Source organism: Paenibacillus sp. NPDC056933, from assembly GCF_042674385.1.
Taxonomy (GTDB): domain Bacteria; phylum Bacillota; class Bacilli; order Paenibacillales; family Paenibacillaceae; genus Paenibacillus.
The window spans coordinates 1-25,165 of record NZ_JBHUQN010000001.1; the positions used below are offsets into that span (position 1 = coordinate 1).

22 protein-coding genes, 2 rRNA genes and 1 riboswitch are annotated in these 25,165 nt (G+C 47.6%); of the genes, 12 read left to right on the top strand and 12 right to left on the bottom strand.

Going from position 1 to position 25,165, the window contains the following annotated elements; genetic code table 11:
* The 5 genes from ACFTRD_RS00005 to ACFTRD_RS00025 form a co-directional block, all read left to right on the top strand.
* A 23S ribosomal RNA gene (locus ACFTRD_RS00005) occupies nt 1-738 on the top strand; the annotation flags it as partial.
* Between the two features lie 83 nt (nt 739-821).
* Nucleotides 822-938: ribosomal RNA gene (gene rrf / locus ACFTRD_RS00010) — 5S ribosomal RNA — on the top strand.
* 226 nt (nt 939-1,164) lie between these two features.
* A complete protein-coding gene (locus tag ACFTRD_RS00015; protein WP_379376795.1) occupies nt 1,165-1,788 on the top strand; it encodes a deoxynucleoside kinase in 624 nt (207 codons plus the stop codon).
* Nucleotides 1,785-2,441 carry a deoxynucleoside kinase gene (locus tag ACFTRD_RS00020; RefSeq protein ID WP_379376797.1) on the top strand — a complete coding sequence of 219 codons (657 nt, stop codon included), beginning with the start codon at nt 1,785-1,787 and terminating at the stop codon, nt 2,439-2,441. The genes ACFTRD_RS00015 and ACFTRD_RS00020 overlap by 4 nt, the downstream gene beginning before the upstream one ends.
* Before the next feature lie 268 nt (nt 2,442-2,709).
* On the top strand, nt 2,710-3,192 hold the full coding sequence (locus ACFTRD_RS00025) for a hypothetical protein (protein ID WP_379376799.1): 483 nt from the start codon (nt 2,710-2,712) through the stop codon (nt 3,190-3,192).
* A gap of 270 nt (nt 3,193-3,462) precedes the next feature.
* Here ACFTRD_RS00025 and ACFTRD_RS00030 read toward each other — a convergent pair whose 3' ends face one another.
* The 12 genes from ACFTRD_RS00030 to ACFTRD_RS00085 all read right to left on the bottom strand — a co-directional run bounded on the left by ACFTRD_RS00030 (nt 3,463) and on the right by ACFTRD_RS00085 (nt 15,216).
* A complete protein-coding gene (locus tag ACFTRD_RS00030; protein WP_379376801.1) occupies nt 3,463-4,206 on the bottom strand; it encodes a MerR family transcriptional regulator in 744 nt (247 codons plus the stop codon).
* A 372-nt stretch (nt 4,207-4,578) separates the two neighbouring features.
* Nucleotides 4,579-5,244, bottom strand: coding sequence for a thiamine phosphate synthase (thiE, locus tag ACFTRD_RS00035; RefSeq protein ID WP_379376803.1), 666 nt, complete (start codon nt 5,242-5,244; stop codon nt 4,579-4,581).
* The gene (gene thiD, locus ACFTRD_RS00040; RefSeq protein ID WP_379376805.1) at nt 5,244-6,056 is read right to left on the bottom strand and encodes a bifunctional hydroxymethylpyrimidine kinase/phosphomethylpyrimidine kinase; all 813 of its coding nucleotides are present in this window, start codon (nt 6,054-6,056) and stop codon (nt 5,244-5,246) included. The genes thiE and thiD overlap by 1 nt, the downstream gene beginning before the upstream one ends.
* On the bottom strand, nt 6,053-6,865 hold the full coding sequence (gene thiM, locus ACFTRD_RS00045) for a hydroxyethylthiazole kinase (protein ID WP_379376807.1): 813 nt from the start codon (nt 6,863-6,865) through the stop codon (nt 6,053-6,055). The genes thiD and thiM overlap by 4 nt, the downstream gene beginning before the upstream one ends.
* Nucleotides 6,866-7,128: 263 nt before the next feature.
* Complete coding sequence (locus ACFTRD_RS00050) at nt 7,129-8,130, bottom strand: ABC transporter substrate-binding protein (RefSeq protein WP_379376809.1); 1,002 nt, start codon at nt 8,128-8,130, stop codon at nt 7,129-7,131.
* 160 nt (nt 8,131-8,290) lie between these two features.
* Nucleotides 8,291-9,103: an ABC transporter permease gene (locus ACFTRD_RS00055; protein WP_379376811.1), complete on the bottom strand. Its 813-nt coding sequence runs from the start codon at nt 9,101-9,103 to the stop codon at nt 8,291-8,293.
* The gene (locus ACFTRD_RS00060) at nt 9,090-9,857 is read right to left on the bottom strand and encodes an ABC transporter ATP-binding protein (protein WP_379376813.1); all 768 of its coding nucleotides are present in this window, start codon (nt 9,855-9,857) and stop codon (nt 9,090-9,092) included. The genes ACFTRD_RS00055 and ACFTRD_RS00060 overlap by 14 nt, the downstream gene beginning before the upstream one ends.
* Nucleotides 9,858-10,034: 177 nt before the next feature.
* Nucleotides 10,035-10,137: riboswitch (TPP riboswitch) on the bottom strand.
* Between the two features lie 115 nt (nt 10,138-10,252).
* Complete coding sequence (hisC, locus tag ACFTRD_RS00065; RefSeq protein ID WP_192263452.1) at nt 10,253-11,365, bottom strand: histidinol-phosphate transaminase; 1,113 nt, start codon at nt 11,363-11,365, stop codon at nt 10,253-10,255.
* A gap of 24 nt (nt 11,366-11,389) precedes the next feature.
* A complete protein-coding gene (locus ACFTRD_RS00070) occupies nt 11,390-12,166 on the bottom strand; it encodes an ATP-binding cassette domain-containing protein (RefSeq protein ID WP_379376816.1) in 777 nt (258 codons plus the stop codon).
* Nucleotides 12,167-12,190: 24 nt separating this feature from the next.
* The gene (locus ACFTRD_RS00075; protein WP_379376818.1) at nt 12,191-12,976 is read right to left on the bottom strand and encodes an ABC transporter permease subunit; all 786 of its coding nucleotides are present in this window, start codon (nt 12,974-12,976) and stop codon (nt 12,191-12,193) included.
* Between the two features lie 27 nt (nt 12,977-13,003).
* A complete protein-coding gene (locus ACFTRD_RS00080; RefSeq protein ID WP_379376820.1) occupies nt 13,004-14,059 on the bottom strand; it encodes an ABC transporter substrate-binding protein in 1,056 nt (351 codons plus the stop codon).
* Complete coding sequence (locus ACFTRD_RS00085; protein ID WP_379376822.1) at nt 14,056-15,216, bottom strand: iron-containing alcohol dehydrogenase family protein; 1,161 nt, start codon at nt 15,214-15,216, stop codon at nt 14,056-14,058. The genes ACFTRD_RS00080 and ACFTRD_RS00085 overlap by 4 nt, the downstream gene beginning before the upstream one ends.
* A gap of 277 nt (nt 15,217-15,493) precedes the next feature.
* Here ACFTRD_RS00085 and ACFTRD_RS00090 point away from each other — a divergent pair, with 277 nt between their 5' ends.
* The 7 genes from ACFTRD_RS00090 (at nt 15,494) to ACFTRD_RS00125 (ending at nt 25,078) form a co-directional block, all read left to right on the top strand.
* Nucleotides 15,494-16,186 (top strand): aspartate/glutamate racemase family protein, encoded by a 693-nt coding sequence (locus ACFTRD_RS00090; RefSeq protein WP_379376824.1) that lies wholly within the window; start codon nt 15,494-15,496, stop codon nt 16,184-16,186.
* Nucleotides 16,187-16,326: 140 nt separating this feature from the next.
* A complete protein-coding gene (locus ACFTRD_RS00095) occupies nt 16,327-17,202 on the top strand; it encodes a radical SAM/SPASM domain-containing protein (RefSeq protein ID WP_024628996.1) in 876 nt (291 codons plus the stop codon).
* Nucleotides 17,203-17,481: 279 nt separating this feature from the next.
* Entirely contained in the window at nt 17,482-20,271 is a 2,790-nt protein-coding gene (locus tag ACFTRD_RS00100; protein ID WP_379376827.1) for an S-layer homology domain-containing protein, read from the top strand.
* A gap of 372 nt (nt 20,272-20,643) precedes the next feature.
* Nucleotides 20,644-21,312 carry a pectate lyase gene (locus tag ACFTRD_RS00105; RefSeq protein WP_192263473.1) on the top strand — a complete coding sequence of 223 codons (669 nt, stop codon included), beginning with the start codon at nt 20,644-20,646 and terminating at the stop codon, nt 21,310-21,312.
* 891 nt (nt 21,313-22,203) lie between these two features.
* A complete protein-coding gene (locus tag ACFTRD_RS00110) occupies nt 22,204-22,797 on the top strand; it encodes an ECF transporter S component (protein ID WP_379376830.1) in 594 nt (197 codons plus the stop codon).
* Complete coding sequence (locus ACFTRD_RS00120) at nt 22,798-24,309, top strand: ABC transporter ATP-binding protein (RefSeq protein WP_483875040.1); 1,512 nt, start codon at nt 22,798-22,800, stop codon at nt 24,307-24,309.
* Nucleotides 24,284-25,078 (top strand): energy-coupling factor transporter transmembrane component T family protein, encoded by a 795-nt coding sequence (locus ACFTRD_RS00125; protein WP_379376832.1) that lies wholly within the window; start codon nt 24,284-24,286, stop codon nt 25,076-25,078. Before ACFTRD_RS00120 ends, ACFTRD_RS00125 begins: the two co-directional genes overlap by 26 nt.
* Nucleotides 25,079-25,165: the final 87 nt, after the last annotated feature.

A 25,165-nucleotide genomic window follows, 5' to 3' on the forward strand; every position in this document is an offset into this window, starting at 1 on the left:
GTGGAGGCACCGTTGGGATACCACCCTGATCGTATCTAGGTTCTAACCTGGTACCGTAATCCGGTGCGGGGACAGTGTCAGGTGGGCAGTTTGACTGGGGCGGTCGCCTCCTAAAGAGTAACGGAGGCGCCCAAAGGTTCCCTCAGAATGGTTGGAAATCATTCGAAGAGTGCAAAGGCATAAGGGAGCTTGACTGCGAGACCTACAAGTCGAGCAGGGACGAAAGTCGGGCTTAGTGATCCGGTGGTACCGCATGGAAGGGCCATCGCTCAACGGATAAAAGCTACCCTGGGGATAACAGGCTTATCTCCCCCAAGAGTCCACATCGACGGGGAGGTTTGGCACCTCGATGTCGGCTCATCGCATCCTGGGGCTGAAGTAGGTCCCAAGGGTTGGGCTGTTCGCCCATTAAAGCGGTACGCGAGCTGGGTTCAGAACGTCGTGAGACAGTTCGGTCCCTATCTGTCGTGGGCGTAGGAAATTTGAGAGGAGCTGTCCTTAGTACGAGAGGACCGGGATGGACGTACCGCTGGTGTACCAGTTGTTCCGCCAGGAGCACCGCTGGGTAGCTATGTACGGAAGGGATAAGCGCTGAAAGCATCTAAGCGTGAAGCCCCCCTCAAGATGAGATTTCCCAGTATGTAAGACCCCTTGAAGACGACGAGGTAGATAGGCTGGGGGTGGAAGTGCAGCAATGCATGGAGCTGACCAGTACTAATCGGTCGAGGGCTTATCCAAGTTGCAGGTTTTAATCGCAGGTTTCGTTTCGGATCTAGTTTTCAGAGAATAATCTCTGAACGCATTTGGTATACAAATGCCCGTTTGGTGGCGATGGCGGAGGGGTTCCACACGTACCCATCCCGAACACGACCGTTAAGCCCTCTAGCGCCGATGGTACTTGGACCGCAGGGTCCTGGGAGAGTAGGACGCCGCCAAGCAATTAAAAGACACGATCATTTAATTTGATCGTGTTTTTTTGTTTTATTTTTAACTTTAGGGAGTTTGTTAAAACTACAATGAACTGTCTTTTGTACGCTTGATTGGAGAGATAAAACTCATTTTATACATAAAATACTGGCATTCTCATCATCGAAGCTGTGATACAATAAGTGAGGTCTATATAGAAACGGAAACACGATGTGTACGAGGAGGTACTGGAACACGATGAAATCAGCCCCGTTTATTGCCGTGGAAGGTCCGATTGGAGCGGGGAAAACAACATTGGCTACAATGCTTTCCCAGGAATTGAACCTTCCGCTGGTCAAGGAAATTGTAGAAGAGAATCCATTTCTGGCTTCCTTCTATCAGGATATAGATGAGTGGAGTTTCCAGCTTGAAATGTTTTTTCTGTGCAACCGGTTTAAGCAACTAGAAGACACAGGCACGCACTATATTGAACAGAACACACCGGTCATTTCGGACTATCATATCTACAAAAATATGATATTTGCCGAGCGTACCCTGAAAGGGACAAAGCGGGATAAATACCGCCAAATCTACCATCTATTAACGGATGATCTGCCGAAACCCAATCTGGTGCTCTATATCGAGGCTGAACTCGGTACATTAATGCACCGTATCAACAAACGTGGGAGGTCTTTTGAGCAGGATATGGACCCCGCTTATATGGAACAGTTAATTGCAGATTACAAAACAGGCATGGCCTACTTGGCCGGCAGCCCGAACCCGCCGATGATCATTAAGGTGAATGCGGAGCAGCTCGATTTTGTAGAACATCCGGAACATTTTAAACAGATTGTTAATCAGGTAAAGGAGTATATCACATGAATAACTATGGCATTCCGGCGAATGCATTAATTACGGTAGCAGGCACCGTTGGGGTGGGAAAATCCACACTGACAGCGGCTTTGGCCGAACGATTGAATTTCAAGACTTCTCTGGAGCAAGTTGACCACAATCCCTATCTGGAAAAGTTCTACCATGACTTCGAACGTTGGAGCTTCCATTTGCAGATTTACTTCCTGGCCGAGCGCTTCAAGGAACAGAAGAAAATCTTTGAACTGGGCGGTGGATTCGTACAGGATCGTTCCATCTATGAAGATACCGGCATCTTTGCGCAAATGCATGCGGATCAAGGCACAATGTCAGCGACAGATTTCGAGACGTACAGCAGTTTGTTTGAAGCCATGGTAATGACTCCATATTTCCCACATCCGGACGTACTGATCTATCTGGAAGGCAGTCTGCCATCCATTCTAAACCGGATTACCGTTCGTGGACGTGAGATGGAGATCCAGACAGATCGTTCTTACTGGGAACATATGCACGAGCGCTACTCCGTATGGATTAACCAATTTACGGCTTGTCCGGTGCTACGTTTGAACATTGATGAATATGATGTGAATGACCCTGCATCAGTGAATGCGATATTGGCACAGATCGCTGCTGTCATTCAACCTTCCAACGCAACACAGCTATAAATGGGAATGCACCTGAGATACACTTTCATAAGATAATGAAAGCTTATTAATAAATATAAATAGATGTAAAGATGTCCCCTCTGTGCCCAGCTTTAAGGGCGCTAGAGGGGATATTTGCGTTATTTTGAAATCATAGCATAGCGAACGCATTTATTTTATATGTCAGAAAAAAGTAGAAATTTGTTGAATAAAAGGAGGATTTGTGGTTTCATAGGAAAGGTGAATTCTGGAAAAGAAGCATAAGCATGACTCAGGAGGGAAAGACAACGTGGAAGAGAAACAAGGGATCAAGATCGGCATGCCAATCGTTGGTGGATTATTGGCAGCAATTGTAGGAGGCATTGTGTGGGCAGTGATCGCTGCCTTGACGGAGAGGGAGCTCGGGCTCATTGCTATCGTCATTGGGGCGCTTACAGGCTATGCCGTCGTATTGTTCTCAAACAAACAGATCGCGACGGTACATAAGGTCATCGCAGTTATCTTTGCACTTATCGGCATTTTGCTGGGCAAGTATCTGACAGTGGTGTATTTTACATCGGAATTGTTTAGCGATGCGGGCATGATGGATTTGGTGTTCGATGGTGAGATGGTTAGCGCGTTTGTGGATACCTTTACAGACTATTTCAGCGAACCGATTGACCTGTTATTCATTGTATTGGCCATCGTATCAGCATGGCAAATTCCAGGACGGATGGCGAGAACCAGTCTGGCATCGAATGCATCTTCATCTGACCATGCTCCAAGAGCTTAATTGATCCGACTGGAGACGCAGAAGGACTGCGAATGCAGGACTGCAAGCGTGGAAAGAGGAGTACTCAGAGTGGATGCCCGTAAAAGGCGCGTTCACATTGCGGCTGAGATACGAAAAGAGGGACGTAGCGCCAAGGGCGTACGTCCCTTTTTGAATTAACTTAGCAAGAGCCGCGTCCGAGTGATGTTCAAATCGTGTAAGTAAATGAACACCACCTAATGGCGATGGACATTGGATGATGCAAAATGGGAAGTAAAGCCTAACGTCTGATTAGCTGTTTCGGTCAGCAAACACAGACATGGCATTTCGCATAAAAACAGCTAAACCTTCACCGAATTGATCAATATTCCGTGTGAAACGTTCGTCATCCACATACATCTGGCCCAGCCCTCTAAAGGCTTCAGGGGAATAGGTTCCCATGTTGTTCAGATAGCTGTACCATTCCAAGATTCCGGCCTGAGCCTCGGCAGAGGCTGGGTCTGTGTGACGAAGTGCTGCCAGGCGGTTGTAGATTTCATTCATTTGATCGGAGAGGGCTTTTTGCTCCTCGGGAGACTGGTTCTGTAATTTTTGGTTAGCCTGATCCACTGCTTGATCTCCCCAACGTTCCCGCGCTTCCTGCTCATACGGGTTATGGCTGAAATTGAATCCTTCGAATTGTTCTTTGGCTGTCATCTTAATTTCTCCTCTCACGTGCTGAACTGATTTATCAATGGTGGCAATCATTTGGTCCAATCGCTGGCGCTTCTCCAATAGAATGCGGCGATGCATATTTAGGGCTTCTTCCCGATCGAAAGAGGGATCGCTTATAATCTCCTTGATATCTTTCAAAGAGAAATCGAGTTCTTTGAAAAATAAAATCTGCTGCAGCATTTCCAGATTGGCATCTGAATACAGTCGATATCCGGCAGAAGTCACTTCGTCCGGTGTTAACAGTCCAATCTCATCATAGTGATGCAGTGTGCGCACACTGATCCCGACAAGTTTGGCTACTTCTTTTACTTTCATGGCCATGATTGTAACCTCCTTACACCACCGATTGTACAGCGTCACGTTACGTGAGAGTCAACAGGTGAAATGGAAAAATAAGATGCGAGCATGGAAACCGCATCTTGAGAGTGGATTGGGTGACTGAATGGCTGAGTGTTTGAGTGGATAAATGATTGAGTAAATGTGTAAATTAAATGAATGATTGAGAGGTTGGATAATTTCAACAATCAGTTAGCTTAGGGCGAGCAGGAGCGCTTCTTGTCAATGTTGTAGACTGTTGCGCTGTAGGGGAGTGCGCCTGCCTCCTCTGTTATGGAGAGGAGGCAAGGCGCTTTTATGTGGGCTGCACCATCTATTCGGTGCAGCCCACGGGCTGGCGGTGCAGGGAGCGCATGGCTACGCCTGCATCCCGCGCACCGCCGCAGCGAACTGCGCAGCCGCTGCGCGCACGTCGGCCGCGCCCGCGATGGCGGAAATGACGGCTACGCCGTCGGCTCCTGCCGCCATCACGTCGGCCGTGGTATCGGGCGTAATGCCGCCGATACCCACCACCGGAACTGCGATGCCTGCGGCGCGCAGTTCGGCAACCCCGGCGGGGCCCAGCACAGCGTGGGCATCCGCTTTGGACCGCGTCGGGTACATGGGCCCGACGCCAAGATAGTCGGCGCCCGCCTGCACCGCACGGCGGGCTTCCTCCGCGGAGTGGGCGGATACGCCAAGCATCCGCCCTTCTCCGATGCGGGCGCGTACCAGCGCCGCGTCCGCATCGTCCTGGCCGACATGCACACCGTCGGCCTCCACTGCCACAGCCAGCTCCACATCATCGTTCACGATGAACGGTATCCCGTGCTGGCTGCACACCTCGCGAAGCCGCATCGCAAGCGTGATGCGTGCTTCGCCAACCAGAGCGCCTGTTCCTTTTTCCCGGAACTGGAACAGCGTAATGCCGCCAGCGATGGCTTGGCGCAGCACCTCCACAGGGTCACGCGTGGTATTCACGCTGCCCATCACCAAATACACCTGCATCGCGCGTCGTACCGCTTCTGCATCCAGATGACGCATCACTGCTCATCCCGCAGTCTGCGCTGATACGCAAAATGATTCGTTGGCCCATGTCCGGCCCCGATCCCCAGCTCATCTTCGATGGCTGCCTGAATGAATGCTCGCGCGGTCTTGACGGCAGCCAGCACAGCTGCGCCCTTCGCCAATTCGGCAGTAATGGCCGCAGAATATGTACATCCCGTACCATGGGTATGTCGAGTCACCACCCGAACGTTCTCCAGGTAATGAAAAGACTGTCCATCATAAAGCACATCGACAATCATGCCACTTCCCTCATCATGACCACCTTTTACCAAAGCATACGTAGAGCCCATCTGAACAATCCGCCTGGCGGCTTCTTCGCGCTGACTCAGATTGGTGATAGACATTCCAGTAAGAAGCTCGGCTTCCGGGATGTTCGGTGTCGTGATCAGGGCATGAGGTAGCAATGCTGTAATTAGCGCCTGAATGGCCTCTTGTTGTAGCAGAGGGGCTCCGCCTTTGGCAACCATAACCGGATCGATGACCAGATTGGACCAGCTGTATTGCTGCCATTTCTCGGCAACCAGCCGAATAATCTCGGCACTATAGAGCATACCCGTCTTCACTGCTGTAGGTTGAAAATCATCACCGGTCGAATCCAACTGTTGAGCAATACCTTCATATGAGATGGGGAAGACGCCCTGCACACCGGTTGTATTTTGGGCAGCGATAGCTGTAATTACAGTCATGCCGTATACACTGAGCTCCTGAAAGGTCTTCAGATCAGCTTGAATTCCGGCGCCGCCGCCATTATCGGAACCAGCAATCGTCAAAGCCTGCGCAATACTCATTGTGCACCTCTATCAATCCGGCGAACCTGTGCCCGCTGCGCGAGAATGTCAGGTGTTACTTGGGCCAGTTGGTTCAGCAATTCGATCTGGAAGCTGCCCGGTCCAAGGTCAGCGGTACGTTCCGCCGCAATCTCTGCTGCAACGCCATAGAAAGCGAGTGCCTCCACAACACTGCTCAGCAGGTCGTCTCCCGGTTTCGCTATGGCTGCAAATGCACCAATTACCGAGCTGAGCAAGCAGCCTGCACCAGTCACTTGGGTGAGCAAGGCATGTCCATTACTCGTCAGAAAAGTCGTTTGCCCATCCGTAATGACATCCTCGCGTCCGGTAATGACGACCACACAGCCGAGTTTTTGTGCTGCACGTTCCGCTATTCCGATTCGGTCTCCCTCACCTTGACCTGCATCCACACCTTTGATGTTCCAACGCTCGCCGATGACATTGGCGATTTCGGCCACATTGCCGCGCAATACCGTGAGGCGAATCTCGCGAACGAGCATCTGAACGGTTTCCGTTCGGTACGCGGTTGCGCCAGCTCCAACCGGATCGAGCACAACAGGCACGTTATTTGCATTAGCCGATTGCCCAGCCAGGCGAATCGCTTCAACTACTTTTTCGTCCAGTGTGCCAATGTTGAGTACCACCGCTCCCGACATCTTGGCGACGTCAGCCACTTCTTCAGGCGCATAGGCCATAAAGGGAGATGCACCTAGTGCAAGTAAACCGTTGGCTGTAAAGGGAGCAACGACAATATTAGTAATGTTATGAACAAGTGGATTTTGTGTACGAACACGTTCCAGATAAGACATATAAGATCCTCCTTATAAATATGCAATCTGATTAATAGAAGCAGACAGGGCAGGGTTGCCCTTATATCAGTTGTTAATTCTGCAATGTTGTTGAATTGGGGGGTTCCAATGAATGATAGGAATTGAATCCCGAAATTACTCAGGTGGACGACAGCAATAATGAATCGACAACTTTCAGATTTTGATTGATCTCATCCCGCAAGCGATTCCTTACTCACCCTGCAAGTTGATAAAAGCATCCTCAGCCTTCACGGAATCGGGAATCAATTCACTTTGAACCAGCCATGCACGTACGTTTTCCCAAGAAGAGGCGTCCTGCCCGCCTTTTCATTCATCAGTGGCAGTAAAATATTTAGGCTTTTGGTTTCGATCTCCGGGTCAAGTGGAGAAGTTTCGTTCTCATGCGCGAGCAGAATGTTCAGTGCGTCCTCGGGGTGCTCTGTCACATATTTTTGTCCTTCCTGCATCGCTTTGATAAAGCGGGTAAGCTGTTCTTTTTTCGCTTCAATGCCTGCATCACTTGCAGTCAGTACCAGCTCATAATAATCAGGTACGCCGTAATCGACGGGATTGATTGATTTCACAGCGTGGCTTTCCTTTTCCAGAATCAATTGCTCATGGTTAATAAAACCGCCGATAATGGCATCTGCCTGCCCGGAAGCCAGGGAAGGAATCAGGTCAAATCCCACATCTACCAGATTCATCTTGTCGGGATTACCTCCATCCTGACTGATCATGGTACGCACCATGGCTTCATACAGAGGAATTGAGGAATAGCCGACCGTCAATCCTTCAAGATCTTTAGGCGACTTTACTTTACCGTCTGCTTCAGTCAATAGATGAACGAGTGGATGCCGAACGACGGCCGCAATGGAACGTACAGGAATGTTCTCCCCGCGCGCAAGCAAAATTTGCGGCTGGTAGCTCAGCGCCAGATCGATTTTTCCGGCAGCAACCAGTTTGAGTGAGTCATTGGTGTCGGCAGGCATCTGAACATCAACATCCAGACCTTGATCCGCGAAGTATCCTTTCTCCTGAGCTACATAGATGAAGGAATGCACTGCATTCGGGTACCAATCAAGCATGATGGACAGCTTGTCTTTGGAATCTACTGACGTTTCGGTCGCAGATGATTCTGTATCTTTTGTATTGGAAGCTGAATCCGTAGCAGGCGTGTTGGTGCCCGTCTTGCTGCATCCGCTAACGATCAGCAACAGGGCTATGAGCAGGAGAGGGAGCAGGGAATATATATGCTTATTATTCATTACGTAAGTTCCTCGTTTCTTCCTTGTTATCTGTTATGAAATTCATAAAATTCTACATACCGGTGATTGGAAACCGATGTGCTGCAGTGGCCTCCCAGCGGATAGTAAGGGGAAGACGCTAAGTAAGATAAACCTGTCCCGTCAGGTCTACCTCCGAAAGTTATCCAGCCTTTCTTCTACCTGCATGACGTGGTGCACCGAATCTTCTCTCCAGCCATGCAATGTGTACAAACAGGGCGATACCAAGCAGGGATAACAGCACAATAGCGGCGAACATCGCATCCGTGTTCATGTTGCTCGACATTCTGCGACTGAAATAACCGAGACCCTTGCTTCCACCGAGCCATTCCCCAATCGTTGCACCGACCACACAGTACACCACAGACATTTTTAGTCCCGAAAAGAAGGAGGGAAGGGCATGTGGAATCTGGAGTTTGCGAAAAATATCCCACTTGCTGGCCCCCATCGTCAGCAGCAGTTCACGCTGCTCCGGATCACCCTGACGCAGCCCATCGTAGGTGCTAACTACAATCGGGAAAAATGCGATCAGGAATACCACCGCAACTTTACTCCACAGCGTGTAGCCAAACCACAGGATGAAGACGGGGGACAGGGCAATCAACGGAATCGTCTGACTGATCAAGATGAAGGGATATAACGCTTTTTCAATCGACCGATTCATATACATACCTGTTGCAAGTGCAATTCCGGCACCAATAGACAAGCCAAAACCAACGACAACTTCCATCAAGGTAGCGGGCAGATGTGTAGCCAGCAGAAGGTGGCGATGTTCATACAGCGAACTGGCAATCGCCGTCGGGGCTGGAATGATGAAGGAAGGCACCCATCCCATATGCACAATCCACTCCCAGAGGGCAAGCAGCAAGATCATGAGCAAAAGAAACAGACCATAACGGGCAAGCCAACCTCTTACGCTATGCTTCATGCTATCTCTCAAATTACCGTCTCGCATGCAATTGTTCCTCCAGTAGTCGTCTCATCTGAACGAGAGTCGGTTCGTAGATCATGTCCGAATGTCTTGGACGCGGCAAAGGTACCGTCAGATCCTGCAACTGTTGGCCTTGGCCCACCGGAGTTAACAGGATAATCCGATCACTGAGCAGCAGAGCTTCTTCAATGTCATGCGTGATGAACAACACGGTTTTGCCCAGGCCTTCCCACAGCTCCAGCAGCCACCGATGCATCTCCCGTTTGGTCAGGGCATCGAGTGCGCCGAATGGTTCATCCAGCAGCATGAGCTGGCCGCCTGTCAGCAAAGTACGAAAAAGCGCGACACGCTGGCGCATGCCACCCGACAGCTCGTCCGGGTAAGCAAGCGTGTAGCCGGATAAGCCAAATCTGTCGAGCCCAGCGAGAATGTCCGCTCGCATCCTTGCCTTATCCTGCCGCCCTGAAGCAAGTTCGGAGGGGAGCATGCAATTCTCCATGACGGTTCGCCAGGATAACAGGAGGTCCTTTTGCGGCATGTAGGCCACCTGGCCCAGTCGCTTTTCTTCTTGAACCCAAGGAATTTCAATGATTCCGTGGGTGGGCTCAAGCAAGCCTGCCAGCAGCTTGAAGAGGGTGCTTTTACCGGAGCCGCTGGAGCCGATGATCGAGACGAATTCTCCTCTCGCTACACGCATCGACACATTGGAGAGCACGGGGGAATCCCTTTTTCCCGGGAAAGCATAGCTCATGTTGTGAATGGTGATGTCGTCACCCATTTTCTCGCTTCCTTTCCTCCTCGTTATCAAACAAACAGCAAACTGCGGGATCTCTAATTACACCTTCTGATCTGCCCGCAGAACGCGAAAAAGACCCACCCATTTCCGGAGAAATGAGTGGGTCTGTAAGTTCAAATCACATTAAATTTCATCATCAACATGAAAAAATCCACTTACTGAAAGGCCGCTCCACTTCCCTCCGCTGGTATGATCCAGATCAGGTTCAAAGGGTCCGAATCGTTCGATTCGTCTCAGCCGCAAGGCTCCCCTAGTGCAATGTTCAAGATATGCAGTTGTGTACTCAGCATATATCATAAAGAAGCGGAATGTAAAGAGCCGGATCAGGCAGGTCGTGGTGAGGAAGATAAATGAATGAGGGAGAAGTCATATACCGACTAGGGAATGAGTGCGCCCAGCTCACGGATCAGACGGGCAATCTGCTCAGGTGTACCAATCGTAATCCGAAGCCAGGTAGGCATGCCGAATTCGGCACCGCCGCGAACAGAGATGCCTCGATTCAACAATTCTCTGGTAATGGGGCCACTGTCCTGTAACAGATCAACCATGATGAAATTCGTTTCGGAAGGGATGTAGGGTAATTTCCACTGATCAAAGGATTGCATTAACGTTTCCCGTCCCTGACGATTGTAGTGCAGGCAATGAGAGACAAATTCATGATCATCCAAGCTGGCCGAAGCAGCGGCTTGGGATGTGGCTGTCAGACTGATGGGCAGCTTGACCCGGTTAATGCCTTCAATGATGCTTTCATTCCCGATGCCATATCCGATTCGCAGGCCGGCCAGCCCATATATTTTGGAGAAGGTCCGCAGAATAATCAGATTATTGTACTGTTCCAGCAGCTTAACCGTATCCGGATAATCTTCGCTTTCCGCGAATTCATAATATGCTTCGTCCAGGACAACCACGACATGGGAGGGAACATGTTCGAGTAAACCAAGCAGGGCATCTGCCGTGAAAATGGTTCCGGTCGGATTATTCGGATTGCACAGCCAGATGATTCGGGTTGAAGCATTGATCCGTTGCCGGAATTGCTCCAGGTCCAGCGAATGGTTGACCAAAGGCACTTCATGAATAACACCGCCTGCCAGCAGCGTAGCACCTTTATACCAGTTAAAGGAGGGCACAGGAATGAGTGATTCCTCGCCGGGATTAAGATAAGCTTGGGCGGTAAGGGTCAGTAGCTCGAACGATCCACTGCCAAATACCAGTTGGGAGGTACGCACACCCAGCCGCTCCGCAAGTTTGTCACGCAACAATTGGCTGGAACCGTCGGGGTATTGTGCCAAAAGATCGGAGCCCAGGGATCGGACTGCTTCCGCAGCCAAGGGAGAAGAGCCAAACGGATTCTCGTTCGCTGCGAGTCGATCGACGCTTTCCAGTCCCAACTCCCGCCGAATCTGTTCCATGGATTTGGCAGGCGTATAGGCTGGAATTTGATTTAACAGGTCTTTGACAGGAGGAGAGGGAATGGGTGAAAGGGATTGCATGATCATACCTTCTTTCCAGTAGAATTAGATCGAGAATGATATCTGTTTCTGGGCAATCTGCTGTGCTGTTTCTTGTGGAGGAGTCAACAACCGATTCAGAATCAGGTTTTCAAAATGAGCAAACCCGCTATCCCGAACGCGTGGCCGCTCCAGCGTAATTCGGGTATCCATCGTTATATGACCATCCTCGATTAACAGTACCCTGTCAGCAAGTGCAACCGCCTCGCTGACATCATGAGTGACCAAAATGACGGTCAGCCCTTCTTCTACCCACAAACGTTCGATTAATTGCTGCATCTCAATACGGGTCAATGCATCCAATGCACCGAGCGGTTCATCCAGCAGCAGTAATCGCGGATGACTCGCGAGTGCCCGTGCCAAGGCGACACGTTGTTTTTGCCCGCCTGATAATACTCCTGGCCAGTCACCTTCACGCTCTCCAAGTCCTACATTGCGAAGCGACTGGCGTGCATCCTCCTTGTTCTTGTCGGGGATGCCCAGCCGTACATTGTCGAGCACGGATTTCCAAGGCAGCAGCCGGGCTTCCTGAAACAGAAATCGTGTCTCAGGTGCTGTAGTGCCAAGCTTTCTGTTACCCAGCATAATGCTTCCAGAAGAGGGGGGTTCCAGCCCGGCGATCAGACGCAGCAGCGTACTTTTGCCACAGCCGCTTCGTCCAACGATGGCTACAAACTCCCCTTGTCTCACACTGACGTTGATGTCGGATAGAATCGTGCGCTGATCATACGATTTCTGGACCCCATCCACTTGAAGAAAGGGGCTGATCTGACTTGTGCTCATGGATTCATTCACGCTCCTTTGGCTTTACTTGCGGGATAAAGCCGGGTTCCAGCGCAGCCAGCGCCGTTCCAGCCATTTGGCGATGGTATCGGACAGCTTGCCCAGCAGGGCATATAGCAGAATGCTTAAGACAATTACGTCCATTTGCATGAATTCCCGCGCGTTCATCGCCATGTATCCAATCCCCGCATCCGCTGCAACCGTCTCGGCTACGATAAGTGTCAGCCACATGATGCCAAGTGCGTACCGAATACCCACCAGAATGGAAGGCAGCGCACCAGGCAGGATAATGTCCTTATAAAGGGACCAACGGCTGAGGCCATACACTTTGCCCATTTCAATCAGACCGGGATCGACCGACCGTATGCCGTGGAACGTATTCAGATATACCGGAAAGAATACGCCCAGGGAAACGAGAAATAATTTGGCTTCTTCACCGATCCCGAACCACACAATAACGAGGGGGATCAAGGACAGATGCGGAATGTTACGGATCATCTGGACCGAGGAGTCGGCGATCTTTTCCGCAAGAGAGGAGATGCCATTCAGTACACCCAGCAGGAAACCCAGACCTCCCCCGATGACGAAACCTCCCAAAGCCCGCCTGGCGCTGATACTTATATTGTTCAGCAACTCACCGTTACGAAGCAGACGAAAGAAGGCCTCCAGCACCTGAGCGGGACGGGGCAAAATATTGGCTGCAACGACTCCAGACGCAGTGAGCCATTGCCACAGAGCCAGAATGAGCAGTGGTACAACAAAAGGAATACATTGGTTAAACCATGCCCGGTTAAAAGTGTTAGAACGCACGTTATACATACCTCCTTGCTTCGTTCGTTATTGGCTACCAGGAGCTGGAAGCTGATCACTAAGAGCGTCGCTCCAGAATTGGCTCACGTCCACTGCCTGCTCAAAAATACCCGCTTGCTGAAACGTATCCGCAACGTCCTGTTCGGACTGGATGGCCTCGTCGGATATTGAAACAATGCGTGAGGACCGTTGTGCTTCTCCATCGGTGTAGGTTTTAAGCGCTTGTTCCACAGGCTGGTGGGTGTTGTCTGCTGTAATTTGAGCCCATTCATTCTTATTTGCCCGCGCCCAATCATTGAATTTGTTGATTCGCTCCAGATAATCGGCAAGGGCCTTTTTCTGTTCCTCATTCGCAATAGCTTGATCGGAGGCGGCTACAAGGAAGCTGCCTGACAGGATATCTTTGGCGCTGGCGATCGTCGTTGCTTCATTCTGATGTGCGGAGATGATGGCATTGCCGTAACTCGCAAGGGCATCCACTTTTCCGCTGATCAGGGCGCTGAGTCCATCGGCTGTTGTAAGTTCAACCGGACTGATGTCACTCCAGGTTAATCCGGCTTCCTCCAGCATTTTGAGCAGGAAATAGTGGGCCGTTGTATTTTTCACAAAAGCAACTTTCTTGCCTTTCAGATCGGCAACCGATTTGATCGTTGAACCTTTGGGAACAACAACCTCCTGATTTAAGGTACTGCCTTGTTGTACCGCAATAATTTTGAAGCTTCCACCGTTGGCAGCCTGAGAAGCAAAAATGGGCGGGATTTCACTGGTTACACCGAAGTCCAGTTGGTTTGCAGCCATCGCTTCAAGGATCAGGTTTCCTCCCTGGAATACGTTATAAGTGACTTTATAGGGGGTGTCATCGAGTCCGGCGGCTTTTAGCCCCAATTCGAGATTGCCCCATCCGGTCTGACCAACCCGTATGGTAACGTCACTATTCGAAGCAGCTGATGCCGCTGTCGGTGTTGTGCCTGTACCTGTAGCCTGATGATCAGCTCCTGTAGAGCAGCCCGATACAATCAGCAAGAGAAGTGCGCTCACAAGCGCGGTTAAAGGTAGGGAGTAACGGCGATTTCGACGAATCATAGGGAAGAAACCTCCTTGGTATGTGAAATGCTCTCACTGGAATTACCGGACTCACTGAATTTGCTGGATGCAATAAACGCTCGGCCGATACGGTCTGCCTGAAGAATGGCTTCGGTTACCTGCGCTGTGCTAACTCCGAAGGACAGATGTACCGCACTGCCTTCCCGCAGTTGTAGTCCTGCTGCAATGCGTGCAGCAGCTTCCTGAGACTGTTGTTGTATGCCAAGTTGGGCAAGCGTGATCGGCAGATTCAGCTTATGTAACAGAGTGAGCAGCTCATGAAGCTCATCCCCTGCTTTGCCTTCAAGAATCCACTGGGTAAACAGTCCAAAGGCTACCTTTTCTCCATGTAGTGAAGTGTGTGTTTCGGGTAATTTGGTGAGGCTATCATGTAGTCCATGAGCAATCGCGGCATGAAGTGATCCATCGCTAATGCTGCCCACAAGGCCTGCGAGCACAATAATGGCATCGGCAACATCATGGAATTGAGGTGTACTACCGCTTGTATCGGTGGATTCATAGACATCGATGGCATGCGCTTCAAGAATATCGAGTGCAAGCTTGGCAGTGCTGACACTGTTTCGGAGAGTGAGGCTGGTGGCGTTGCCACTCAGATTAACGGCGAACTCATGCCATTTTACGAGCGTGTCACCGATCCCAGCGGCCAAATATCGCCTTGGTGCACTTCCGAGAATATGAGCATCTGCCAGAACGAGATCCGGCGAGCGGCGCAGGGGGCGATAACCTGCAGATCGCCCTTGATCATCATAGAGCACGGTTAAGGCGGACCAGGCAGCACAGGTTGCGGCGATGGTTGGGACTGTTACGATCGGCAGCCCGGCTTGTTCGGCAACCGCTTTGGACAGATCGAGTACTTTACCGCCCCCGACGCCGATGATCAGATCAACGTCCAGATCGAAGGCTTGCTGGGTGAACGCATCAATCTGACCTGTCGTAACTTCCCCACGAAATAGCTGCACATGGAACTTGACCTGATGCTCTTCCAGTGAAGGCAGAAGGTTGGGCTGTACAGTTTTCAACGCTGACTCACCAGCGATGATGAGAACATGCTGCCCAAGCTGTGCTATACGCGATCCGCTTTGCTCAAGAATGTTAGCCTCGTGTACATATACTGCGGGTGCTTTAACCGTAATCATGGATACACTCCCTTTATAACTTATTATTCTTACGTTTTAACTTGGTTTTTAAATTGTTTAGATTCTAGCATTGCGATCCTGCAACCACAATAACCTGGACAATCAATACATCCTATACTTCGATTGAAAGAATCTATAGGTGACAATAGAAAGGGGAAAAGAGAAACATCGACTCTCTACTCCTCTTACTGGGGCAGGTTTATTTAATAAGAAAGATACGGTACAATGTCTATTAAATTTGCTTTCGGGATATATCAAATGAAAAGGGGGAGTGTTTATGAAAACTATTGGCCTTATTGGTGGAATGAGCTGGGAATCATCGTTAGAATATTATCGAATAATTAACGAAGAAGTGAAAATTAAATTGGGAGGATTGCATTCAGCCAAGTGCATATTATATAGCGTGGATTTTGAAGAAATCGAGCGCTATCAAGCTGAAGGTGATTGGGAAAGCGCTGGTAAATTATTAGGGAATGCTGCTCAGTCTTTGGAAAAGGCAGGAGCTGAAATGATTGTAATTTGTACAAATACGATGCATAAAGTGATGAATCATATTGAAGAAAAAGTAAGCTTACCCGTTGTACACATTGCTGATTCAACTGCAGATCAAATTCATAAGTCCAAAATAAGTACGGTTGGTTTACTTGGCACTAAATATACGATGGAACAAGACTTTTATAAAAAACGAATTGAATTGAATGGTATTAAGGTTTTGATACCGAATGAAGAGGATAGAAAAATTATCAATAAAATAATATATGAGGAATTATGTTTAGGGAAAATTGAACCCTTATCAAGGGACTATTATAAAAAGGTAATCAAGAGGTTAGTTGATGATGGAGCTGAGGGGATAATATTAGGTTGCACCGAAATTGGATTATTAGTAAAACCAGAGGATTCAGAAGTTCCATTATTTGATACAACACGAATACATGCCATTGAATCTGTTAATTTGGCATTAGCTAAATAATTTTGACACAACCAGATAAACTGGTTCTCGGATTTACCTCGGCTCCCGAACCCGATATAATAGTGGTGGCGCATAAGAGCCGGATCACAAATGAGGGTGGGACTGTTCTTTTCCCTCCTAAGCAGAATGGGGACCCCGAGTTGAAAACGTTCAAGAAAGTATATATTGAGATCACAAGTATATGTAATCTGGCATGCAGCTTCTGTCCGCAGACCAAACGTGCCAAAAATTTCATTGACCCTGAAGTCTTCAACAATATATTGGATCAGATTAAACCTCACACCAAACATATATATTTACATGTTAAAGGGGAGCCTTTGCTTCATCCCAAAATTGATCTGTTACTGGATTCCGCACATGAGAAAGGATTCAAGGTCAACATTACGACCAATGGAACGTTGCTGCCCAAGACCCAGCACAAGCTGCTCGGCAAACCGGCACTGCGCCAAATGAACTTCTCTCTGCACAGCTTTGATGGTCATGAAGGTTCCACAGACCGTGAGGGTTATCTAGGCAATGTATTGTCTTTTGTCAGGGAAGCCGTAAAGCACAATGTCATTATTTCATTCCGACTCTGGAATCTGACACAGGATAACTTCACGAATGCCCAGATGAGTAGAAACCGGGAGACACTGGAGGTTCTTGAACGGGAGTTCAACCTGGATTTCCGTATCGAAGAAAAAGTTGTACCGGGGAGCGGTGTCAAAATTGCCCCGAATGTGTACCTGAATCAGGATCATGAGTTCCAGTGGCCAAGTCTTGATGCACCGGAAGACGACGGCAAAGGCTTCTGCCACGCACTTCGCAGTCAGGCGGCTGTGCTTGTCGATGGAACTGTGGTTCCATGTTGTCTTGATGGTGAGGGTGTAATTAACTTGGGCAATGTTCATGAGAAGTCGTTCTCGGAGATCGTGGATGGTGAAAGAGCCAATAATCTGTTCTATGGTTTCTCCAAACGGGAAGCAGTGGAGGAGTTATGTCGGAAGTGCGGATATCGTCAGCGGTTTGGAGCCTAGTATAACGATACACTAAGTGAAAAGTAAAAATTGAAAACATACCAAAATGAAAGATTTAATTTCATTTTGGTATGTTTTTTTATATGGACTAATCCTCTGAAGAAGAAACGAGATGAATCCAGTTTAACAACTTTTTTGTAAAATGATAGATTAATAATCTTGTTTTTATAAATTGTCATGGTATTATTATCCTATTGGCAAGGAGGTGTATTGGTTCTAAAGATTCATATTTTATAGTTTTTTACCTACCAGAAGCCTACAGAGGAGTGTGTCTTAGTTTTGAATTCGAAATGGAAAAAGTTTAACAACAAACTATCTTTAATGCTTTCTACGTCGCTGGTTGTCTCCATGTTATCAATGAGTTTATCTGTATCAGCAGAAGTAGCTACTTCTAAAAGTTCTCTTACTGATATTAATAAGTCGTATGCCAAAACTGAAATATCAAAATTGGTAGAACAAGGTATAATCACTGGATATGCAGATAACACTTTCAAGCCATCGCAATCTGTAACAAGAGCTCAATTAGCAAAAATCATGGTTGGTGCGCTTAATTTGAAGCCAGATGCTTCAGAGGCAATCCAATTTAAGGATGTTAAAGAAGATTTATGGTATGCGGGATATGTCGGTGCACTTGTCAAATCTGGGATAGCCCAAGGTACATCAAAAGAAAGTTTCTCACCTAACAAAAATGTTACTAGAGAAGAATTAGCAGTGTTTTTTGTCAGAGCCTTTGGCTGGAAACAACAAGATGTAACGGGTCAATCTGCTAAACCTTTGTTGTCCGATTTGGATCAAGTATCTAATTGGGCTAAAGAATCAGTAACTATGGCTTATCAATCCGGTTTCATCAAAGGGATGGTTCAAAAAGATGGAACTGTGAAATTTAACCCTTCAGGTGTCGCGGATCGACAGGCTCTGGCGAGACTTGCATATGAATTTGTAACCAACAAGTCTACATATGATAATTACATGACTCCTGCAAAAGCGGAGGAAGCAACAGAAGAATCAAATGAAGCAACACCGGAAAGCCCAAAACCTTCTCAAAGTAGTAATAAAGGAAATAGTGAAAGTAGCTCCAGTGGTAAGGGGAACGATAGTAACAATAGTGGGAATACTGGAGGTAATGAGCAAGTATCCAATAATCTTAAATCTCCAGGTACGTATACACTTGGGAATGTAACTGGAAATGTGACGATCAGTTCTCAAGGTGTTATATTAAAGAACACTAAAATCAACGGTAATTTGAAAGTGCTTCAATCTGTTGGCGACGGTGATGTGACACTTGATAATGTTGTCGTTACAGGAACCACAGAGATCCAAGGTGGAGGACCCAATAGTATTCATGCGGTGAACTCGATTCTGGCAACAGTCATTGTTAATAAAGCAGATGGTAGTATCCGTTTGGTACTTGAGGGTGGAAGCGATGTTCAACAGCTTGAAATCAAATCTGGAGCGATTGTAGAAAACAGCTCGACGGGTAGCATTGGTCCGATTGAAATAGCAGAATCCGTTCCACATAACTCTTTAGTAAGTTTTAAAGGAAGTTTTGATTCTGTATTGGTTCATGCCGAACAAGTGTCTGTAGAATTCGGTGATGATTCTACAATTGGTAATCTTGAAGTATTAGAAAAAGCATTGAGTTCGTCATTTAAAATTGGACAGGGAGCAGTAGTAAACAGGGCCATTTTAAATGCAATTGTTCAATTTTCTGGACAGGGAACATTAGTTTCAGCCCAAGTCAATGTAGATGGAGTTGATTTTAGCCAACTTAGTCAGTCTCCAACCATTGAAGTGGATCCCACAGTGACTCAAGTCGTTTATTCTCCTGGGTCAGTAGAGTTATCAGCAATGAATTCAACACGTCAGATTGTTTTTACTGGAATAACTGGAACGGCTTCTAAAGATATTACTTCCATGGCGAAATGGGAAGCGGAGGATAATTCCATTGTTGTTGTGAACTCAGGTAAGATTGAGGCCAAAGGCAATGGTACGACGCAAGTTAAAGTCCAATATGGCAACTTTGAAATGTATGTTCCTGTAACGGTCGCTGTTTATAATGAAGGGGAAAGTTATCCGACACTTAAAGCGATTCATGTCACAAATGGAAGTGCAAAACTTGAATTTACACCAGATATTGATATGAGCCTTCTGACTTCAGATCATTTCATCGTTACAGCCTATTTAAATGGAGCAGAAAAGCATTTGAATAATCTCCAGTATGCTAACGGAGAGTTTACTTTTGACCCTGTTGACAGTTATGGAAATACTCTATATGTTACTATAGAATCTGATGCTGATAAGACACTTTTTGCTGGAAGTCAAAGTGGAGCAATCAAGCTAACAGGTTTCAGTGGACACATCAAAGATGTGGCTGGAGAAGCAGTTGCGAATCTTGCAATTGATTTCAGAAAAGGTCTGGATAACAAGACGGGTGAAATTGTTGGATCAGTTACGACTGACACCTACGGAAATTATCAAATATATCTTCCTCCAGGCATATATACAGGTGAATTGGGCGGAGGAAGTACAAAGTATATAAAAACATTTTTAGTTGCTGTCGCAGCAGTAAATGTAGAGAATAAAAATGAGAATCAAACAGCAATTGAGGTACCTTCACAAGATGAAACACGAATCGTTTTGACATGGGGGAAAGACCCACGCGACTTAGATTCTCATCTCGTTGGTCCTGCAGGGGATGAGGGCGTATTTCATACGTTCTTCTCAGACAAGCAACATTATTACAATGACGAACTTATGGTTGATCTGGACTTAGATGATGTCACTTCCTACGGGCCTGAGACTACCACAATTCGTCACTTGCTTCCTGGAATGTATACGTTCTATGTACATCATTTTTCTGGAGAAAGTACAATTAAAAGCTCCGGTGCTAAAATTGAAGTATATCATGGAGCAGTAGCCACTCCGAGTGCACAGTATATTGTTTCAGAAGGAAGCGGCAACGAGAGATATTGGGTTGTTTTCAAAATGAACGTCTCGGATACTGGGGCAGTAACTTTTGACGCAGTAAATGAATTTACTAATATAGACCCTTTCTACACATTTCAGTAATCAAATTAGACACGTATTCTGAATAAATCATCGTTCTTATGATGTAATTCTTTTGAAGAGATCCTGTTTTTTATAGACAAGGGTTTCTTTTTTTATAGATTCTTAGTTCTTTTGTTTGAGTTTCAAGCTGTAAATGAAGCATATCTCAAGTTGAGATCAGCACATCATATGCTGTTGAGTGATAGAAGAGGACGTCAGCTACCCAGGTTTTATGCTATATATTGTAATACTGATCTAATGATTATTCTTGTTACCTTCCTTATTTGGTAGTATTAGGTTGTAATTCGGCGGAGGTGCACCTCTGCCGAACTTCCCGTACAAGCTTAGTATTGTACACTACCAAAAAACGAGTGAATAAGGGAGGAATTATTGATGAAAAAAATGTTGACGTTGTTGCTGTCCGCCGGTCTGGTCGCTTCACTATTCGGTGCAATTCCAGCTTCTGCTGCGCCTACGGTTGTAAACTCAACGATTGTTGTACCAAAGGGTACTACCTTTGATGGTAAAGGTCAAACCTATGTAGCCAACCCCTCCACACTGGGCGATGGGTCCCAAGCAGAAAATCAGAAACCGGTATTTCGTTTGGAAGCCGGCGCTTCACTCAAAAATGTAATTATCGGATCACCTGCTGCTGATGGTGTTCACTGTTATGGCAGCTGTAATATATCGAATGTAGTCTGGCAGGATGTCGGAGAAGATGCACTGACACTGAAGTCTTCCGGAACGGTCAACATCACTGGTGGGGCAGCATACAAGGCGTATGATAAAGTGTTTCAAATGAATGCAGCCGGGACAATTAATATTAAAAATTTCAGGGCAGATGATATTGGCAAGCTGGTGCGTCAAAATGGAGGGACGTCCTTCGCCGTGAACATGACGCTGGACAATTCGGACATCTCCAATGTCAAAGATTCGATTATGCGTACGGACAGCAGTACATCACAAGGGAAAATTACAAATACACGTTACTCCAAAGTACCGACCTTGTTCAAAGGCTTTGCATCGGGTAAGACAAGTCAATCGGGGAATACACCATATTAAAAAGGGAGCGTATAGTTTGAATTAAAGGTTCCTCTAAACGATATGAAGCATACAGAAGGGCTGTCTCATAAGTCATGAATATGACGGGGGACATCCCTTGTTCGCGTTATTTTGGTCTAACAAACCTGATACACGCTATTCGCTGCCATTTGCACCGTACTGAGATGTAACGAATCACAGAGACGTTATTTCATCAATGGGGTCGATTTTTAGGCTCGGACGCCGCTTTTGCACTGAAGTAACGTTACTGAAGTTCGTTAAAATTTGCATGCCTTGAGAATCGGCCGTTTAAGGTGGGCAGATTCGTTAGAACGTTGCAAGCTTGACGCATCACGCTACCAGCGGGTGTGGTCAAGCTTACGGAAATGGGAGGCCCTTTCGAGACATTCCCTTGGTGCGATGCGAAGGTTACATGCAAGAAATATGCCTTGAACCAGAAGCATATGTTCACAAGAAAAAACATATATTTAACCACTCTATCTCAAAGGTGATGCATGATTTTCCCTGATCGGGATTGTCACAAATACCCATGTGTTGTACAGTAGAAGCAATGAAATAAGTGAACCGGGAGCTCAATGAAGTTGGGCTGAGAGAGCGGCCTTGTGCCGCTGACCGTAGATCTGATCTGGGTAATGCCAGCGTAGAGAACATGAATTTGCGATGTGCAATGGTAAGGGTAAAGAATAGATGATAAATGTCAGCGTTCTTGGGTGTAGCGTTTTTTTCTGATGCGCACGAAGGATGAGGTCGTTTGTATCTACTTTTTCGATATCCGCTTACTGCGTAGCATCGTAAGAATTGTAAACTGTGCGTATGGCCTGCCAGGGAACCGGGGAGGCTTTTTTTTGTTTGTTTTATAACCCAAGGGAAACAAGGAAGGAAGTAGAGAACATGTCAACAGCAGTAAGCAGCAACAGATTGAAGTTAACCGATATTCTGGTAACGATTGTGATTGCAGTGGTATTCGGGGTGATCTACAAAATATGGGGACCTACATATGATCTGATGAAGCCATTCGGCGTTCATGCGGAGCAGATGATTTACGGCATGTGGTTTATGGCGGGCACCTTTGCCTATGTGATCATTCGCAAGCCGGGTGTAGCCATTCTGGCTGAAGTTGCGGCGTCAACAGTGAGTGCTTTTCTCGGAAGTGAATGGGGCATGTCGACACTGGTGTATGGGCTGTTGCAAGGGTTGGGTGCAGAGATCTTCTTCGCCGCCTTTCTGTATCGGAAAAGCAATCTGTTCGTGACCTGCCTTGCGGCGATTGGGGCAGCGGCGGCTTCGCTTCTGCTGGATTATCAGTACGGGTATATCGATTCCCTCTCAACGTGGAACTATACGCTGTTTATCGGTTTCCGCTTCATTGGCAGCATTCTGATTGCGGGTGTATTTGCCTATTATCTTGCCAAAGCGCTGGAGCTTACAGGGGTGACGCGATCCCTTAGACCGGTGTCGAAGCAGGATTATGAGGCACTGGACTAGATGAACGGAGCGGGGAATGCGCTGGCGGTAAGTGTCACGAATCTAAGATGCAAGTTCCCGGGAGAGAAAGCCTTGGTATTTCAAGGCTTGTCTCTTTCTGTGCGTCAAGGGGAGAAAGTATTGTTGCTTGGACCAAGCGGCTCTGGCAAATCGACCTTGCTGCAAATTCTGAGCGGCCTGATTCCGCGATCTGTGGAGATTCCGATGAAATGCGATGACATTCAGGTGCCTGAGCAGCCCGGTATTGTTTTTCAAGATCCGGACACCCAGTTCTGTATGTCATATACGGATGAAGAGATTGCTTTTGTCCTGGAGAACCGGAATATTCCACGCGAGCAGATGCCTGCTCTGATCCATCAATACTTGGATCAGGTGGGGCTGAGCTTTGAATATAATCGAGTATTCATTCAATCCATGTCTCAGGGCATGAAGCAGCGCCTTGCGATGGCTTCGATTCTCGCCATGAAGCCAGATGTACTCTTTTTGGATGAACCAACGGCACTGCTGGATGACGTGGGAACTTCTCAGGTGTGGGATACGGTGAAACAGATTGCACAGGACAAAACGCTCATTATTGTGGAACATAAAATTAATGAAATTGTCGAGTGGGTAGACCGAATCATCGTATTGTCGCCGGAAGGAAAGATTGTGGCCGATGGTCCTGCGAATCAGGTGTTTACAGATGAGCGGAATATGCTGAGAGAATACGGAATCTGGTATCCGGGCGTGTGGGAAGAGCGAGGCCAGACGAAGGCACAAGTGTTGGTCTCAGGAGAATCTATTCGTTACGGGGCCGCAGAAACGGAAAGTATGGATAACAAGGAGAGACGAGATCCTGCTCTGCTCCAGCCAGCTCTGGAAATGCTGCAATTCACCGGATGGCGCGGAAAAACGCCATTCATTCAGGTGGAACAGGCCAAGGTATGGCATGGAGATTGGGTTGGCATTATCGGGGCTAACGGGGCAGGTAAAAGTTCTTTATTGCTGTCCATGATGAATATCCTGAGAACGACAGGTCATTATGTTGTGGAAGGACAATCGGCTGGAAAAACCGAGCAGCTTGCAGATCACATTGCCTTTGTGTTTCAAAATCCGGAATTTCAATTCGTGACGAATACAGTCCGGGATGAAGTGGGATTTTCCTTGCTGGGCGGCAAACGAACTACTGAAGAAAGAGATGTCCGAACCGATCATATGCTGGAACAATTCGGACTGACAGCTCTGGCCGGGAGGCATCCATATCAACTGTCGATGGGGCAGAAACGACGGCTGAGTGTAGCTTCGGCACTGGTTCGGGAACAGCGGATTCTGTTGCTGGATGAGCCTACATTTGGACAGGATGCACGCAATACCTTTGCCATGCTGTCACAGCTGGAGCGGTTGCGGCGCGAAGGGACCGCCATTGTGATGGTTACACATGACCGGGAAATCGTGAAGCGTTACTGCAACCGAATCTGGACGGTGGATGAGGGGAGGTTGATAATAGATGCAGCTCTCGTTTCCTCATCGTGAGACCTGGCTTCATGCTGTGAATCCTGGGCTGAAAATGATTTTCCTGACATTACTGTTTGTCTTCGTTATCCTTATTCACAACCTGAATGTAATGGCTAATGTGGCAGTCGTCATGCTGTTGTTGCTGTGCTGGACAGGTCACCCATGGCCCAGACTGTTACTGTATGCTTCCCCGTTCATTCTGGTATTTATTTCAACATCTACAGGTATGATCATGTTTGGTAAAGGCGAGACCACCTGGTTTAAGTTGGGATTAATTCATATTACGGAAGAGAGCTTCTATCGCGGGTTACATCTGGGATTTCGTTCGCTGAGTATGGCGGCGGCCGGACTGTTATTCGGACTGACGACCAAGCCTGTTCGGCTCTTTTATTCCCTTATGCGGCAGTGGAAGCTTCCACCCAAGTATGCCTATAGCTTTCTGGCGGCCATGCGTATGATTCCGATTTTGCTGGATGAATTCCAGACGTTGCGATATGCCATCCGTATTCGGGGAACGATGCAGCGTGGCTCTCGCTGGAACATATACGGCATGCTGAAACGATATGCAATTCCGCTACTTGCACAGAGTATTCGTCGTGCGCAGCGTATGGCGGTAGCGATGGAAGCGAAGGGATTTACAGAAGGTGCGAGCCGGACATATTACATCCAGATCGGGTATTCTCGGGCGGATCTGTGGTTTCTGGGGTATTTTATAATTTCGCTAACGTTCGCTTGTATGCTGGGCTTGGCATTCCCGTACCATTCAGGCTTCCTGGATGTCAGATGATTAGCAGAAAAAAAATAAATGGGTAGAAACAGTAACTTTTGCTTGTTCATAACGTCTTAAATGGAAATAACTTCAAATGATTGGAGT

Excerpts from the sequence above, each read along its gene's own strand:
- ACFTRD_RS00015 (WP_379376795.1), top strand. The coding sequence starts at position 1,165 with ATGAAATCAGCCCCGTTTATTGCCGTGGAAGGTCCGATTGGAGCGGGG.
- ACFTRD_RS00020 (WP_379376797.1), top strand. The coding sequence starts at position 1,785 with ATGAATAACTATGGCATTCCGGCGAATGCATTAATTACGGTAGCAGGC.
- ACFTRD_RS00030 (WP_379376801.1), bottom strand. The coding sequence starts at position 4,206 with ATGGCCATGAAAGTAAAAGAAGTAGCCAAACTTGTCGGGATCAGTGTG.
- thiE (WP_379376803.1), bottom strand. The coding sequence starts at position 5,244 with ATGCGTCATCTGGATGCAGAAGCGGTACGACGCGCGATGCAGGTGTAT.
- thiD (WP_379376805.1), bottom strand. The coding sequence starts at position 6,056 with ATGAGTATTGCGCAGGCTTTGACGATTGCTGGTTCCGATAATGGCGGC.
- thiM (WP_379376807.1), bottom strand. The coding sequence starts at position 6,865 with ATGTCTTATCTGGAACGTGTTCGTACACAAAATCCACTTGTTCATAAC.
- ACFTRD_RS00050 (WP_379376809.1), bottom strand. The coding sequence starts at position 8,130 with ATGAATAATAAGCATATATATTCCCTGCTCCCTCTCCTGCTCATAGCC.
- ACFTRD_RS00055 (WP_379376811.1), bottom strand. The coding sequence starts at position 9,103 with ATGCGAGACGGTAATTTGAGAGATAGCATGAAGCATAGCGTAAGAGGT.
- ACFTRD_RS00060 (WP_379376813.1), bottom strand. The coding sequence starts at position 9,857 with ATGGGTGACGACATCACCATTCACAACATGAGCTATGCTTTCCCGGGA.
- hisC (WP_192263452.1), bottom strand. The coding sequence starts at position 11,365 with ATGCAATCCCTTTCACCCATTCCCTCTCCTCCTGTCAAAGACCTGTTA.
- ACFTRD_RS00070 (WP_379376816.1), bottom strand. The coding sequence starts at position 12,166 with ATGAGCACAAGTCAGATCAGCCCCTTTCTTCAAGTGGATGGGGTCCAG.
- ACFTRD_RS00080 (WP_379376820.1), bottom strand. The coding sequence starts at position 14,059 with ATGATTCGTCGAAATCGCCGTTACTCCCTACCTTTAACCGCGCTTGTG.
- ACFTRD_RS00085 (WP_379376822.1), bottom strand. The coding sequence starts at position 15,216 with ATGATTACGGTTAAAGCACCCGCAGTATATGTACACGAGGCTAACATT.
- ACFTRD_RS00090 (WP_379376824.1), top strand. The coding sequence starts at position 15,494 with ATGAAAACTATTGGCCTTATTGGTGGAATGAGCTGGGAATCATCGTTA.
- ACFTRD_RS00105 (WP_192263473.1), top strand. The coding sequence starts at position 20,644 with ATGAAAAAAATGTTGACGTTGTTGCTGTCCGCCGGTCTGGTCGCTTCA.
- ACFTRD_RS00110 (WP_379376830.1), top strand. The coding sequence starts at position 22,204 with ATGTCAACAGCAGTAAGCAGCAACAGATTGAAGTTAACCGATATTCTG.
- ACFTRD_RS00120 (WP_483875040.1), top strand. The coding sequence starts at position 22,798 with ATGAACGGAGCGGGGAATGCGCTGGCGGTAAGTGTCACGAATCTAAGA.
- ACFTRD_RS00125 (WP_379376832.1), top strand. The coding sequence starts at position 24,284 with ATGCAGCTCTCGTTTCCTCATCGTGAGACCTGGCTTCATGCTGTGAAT.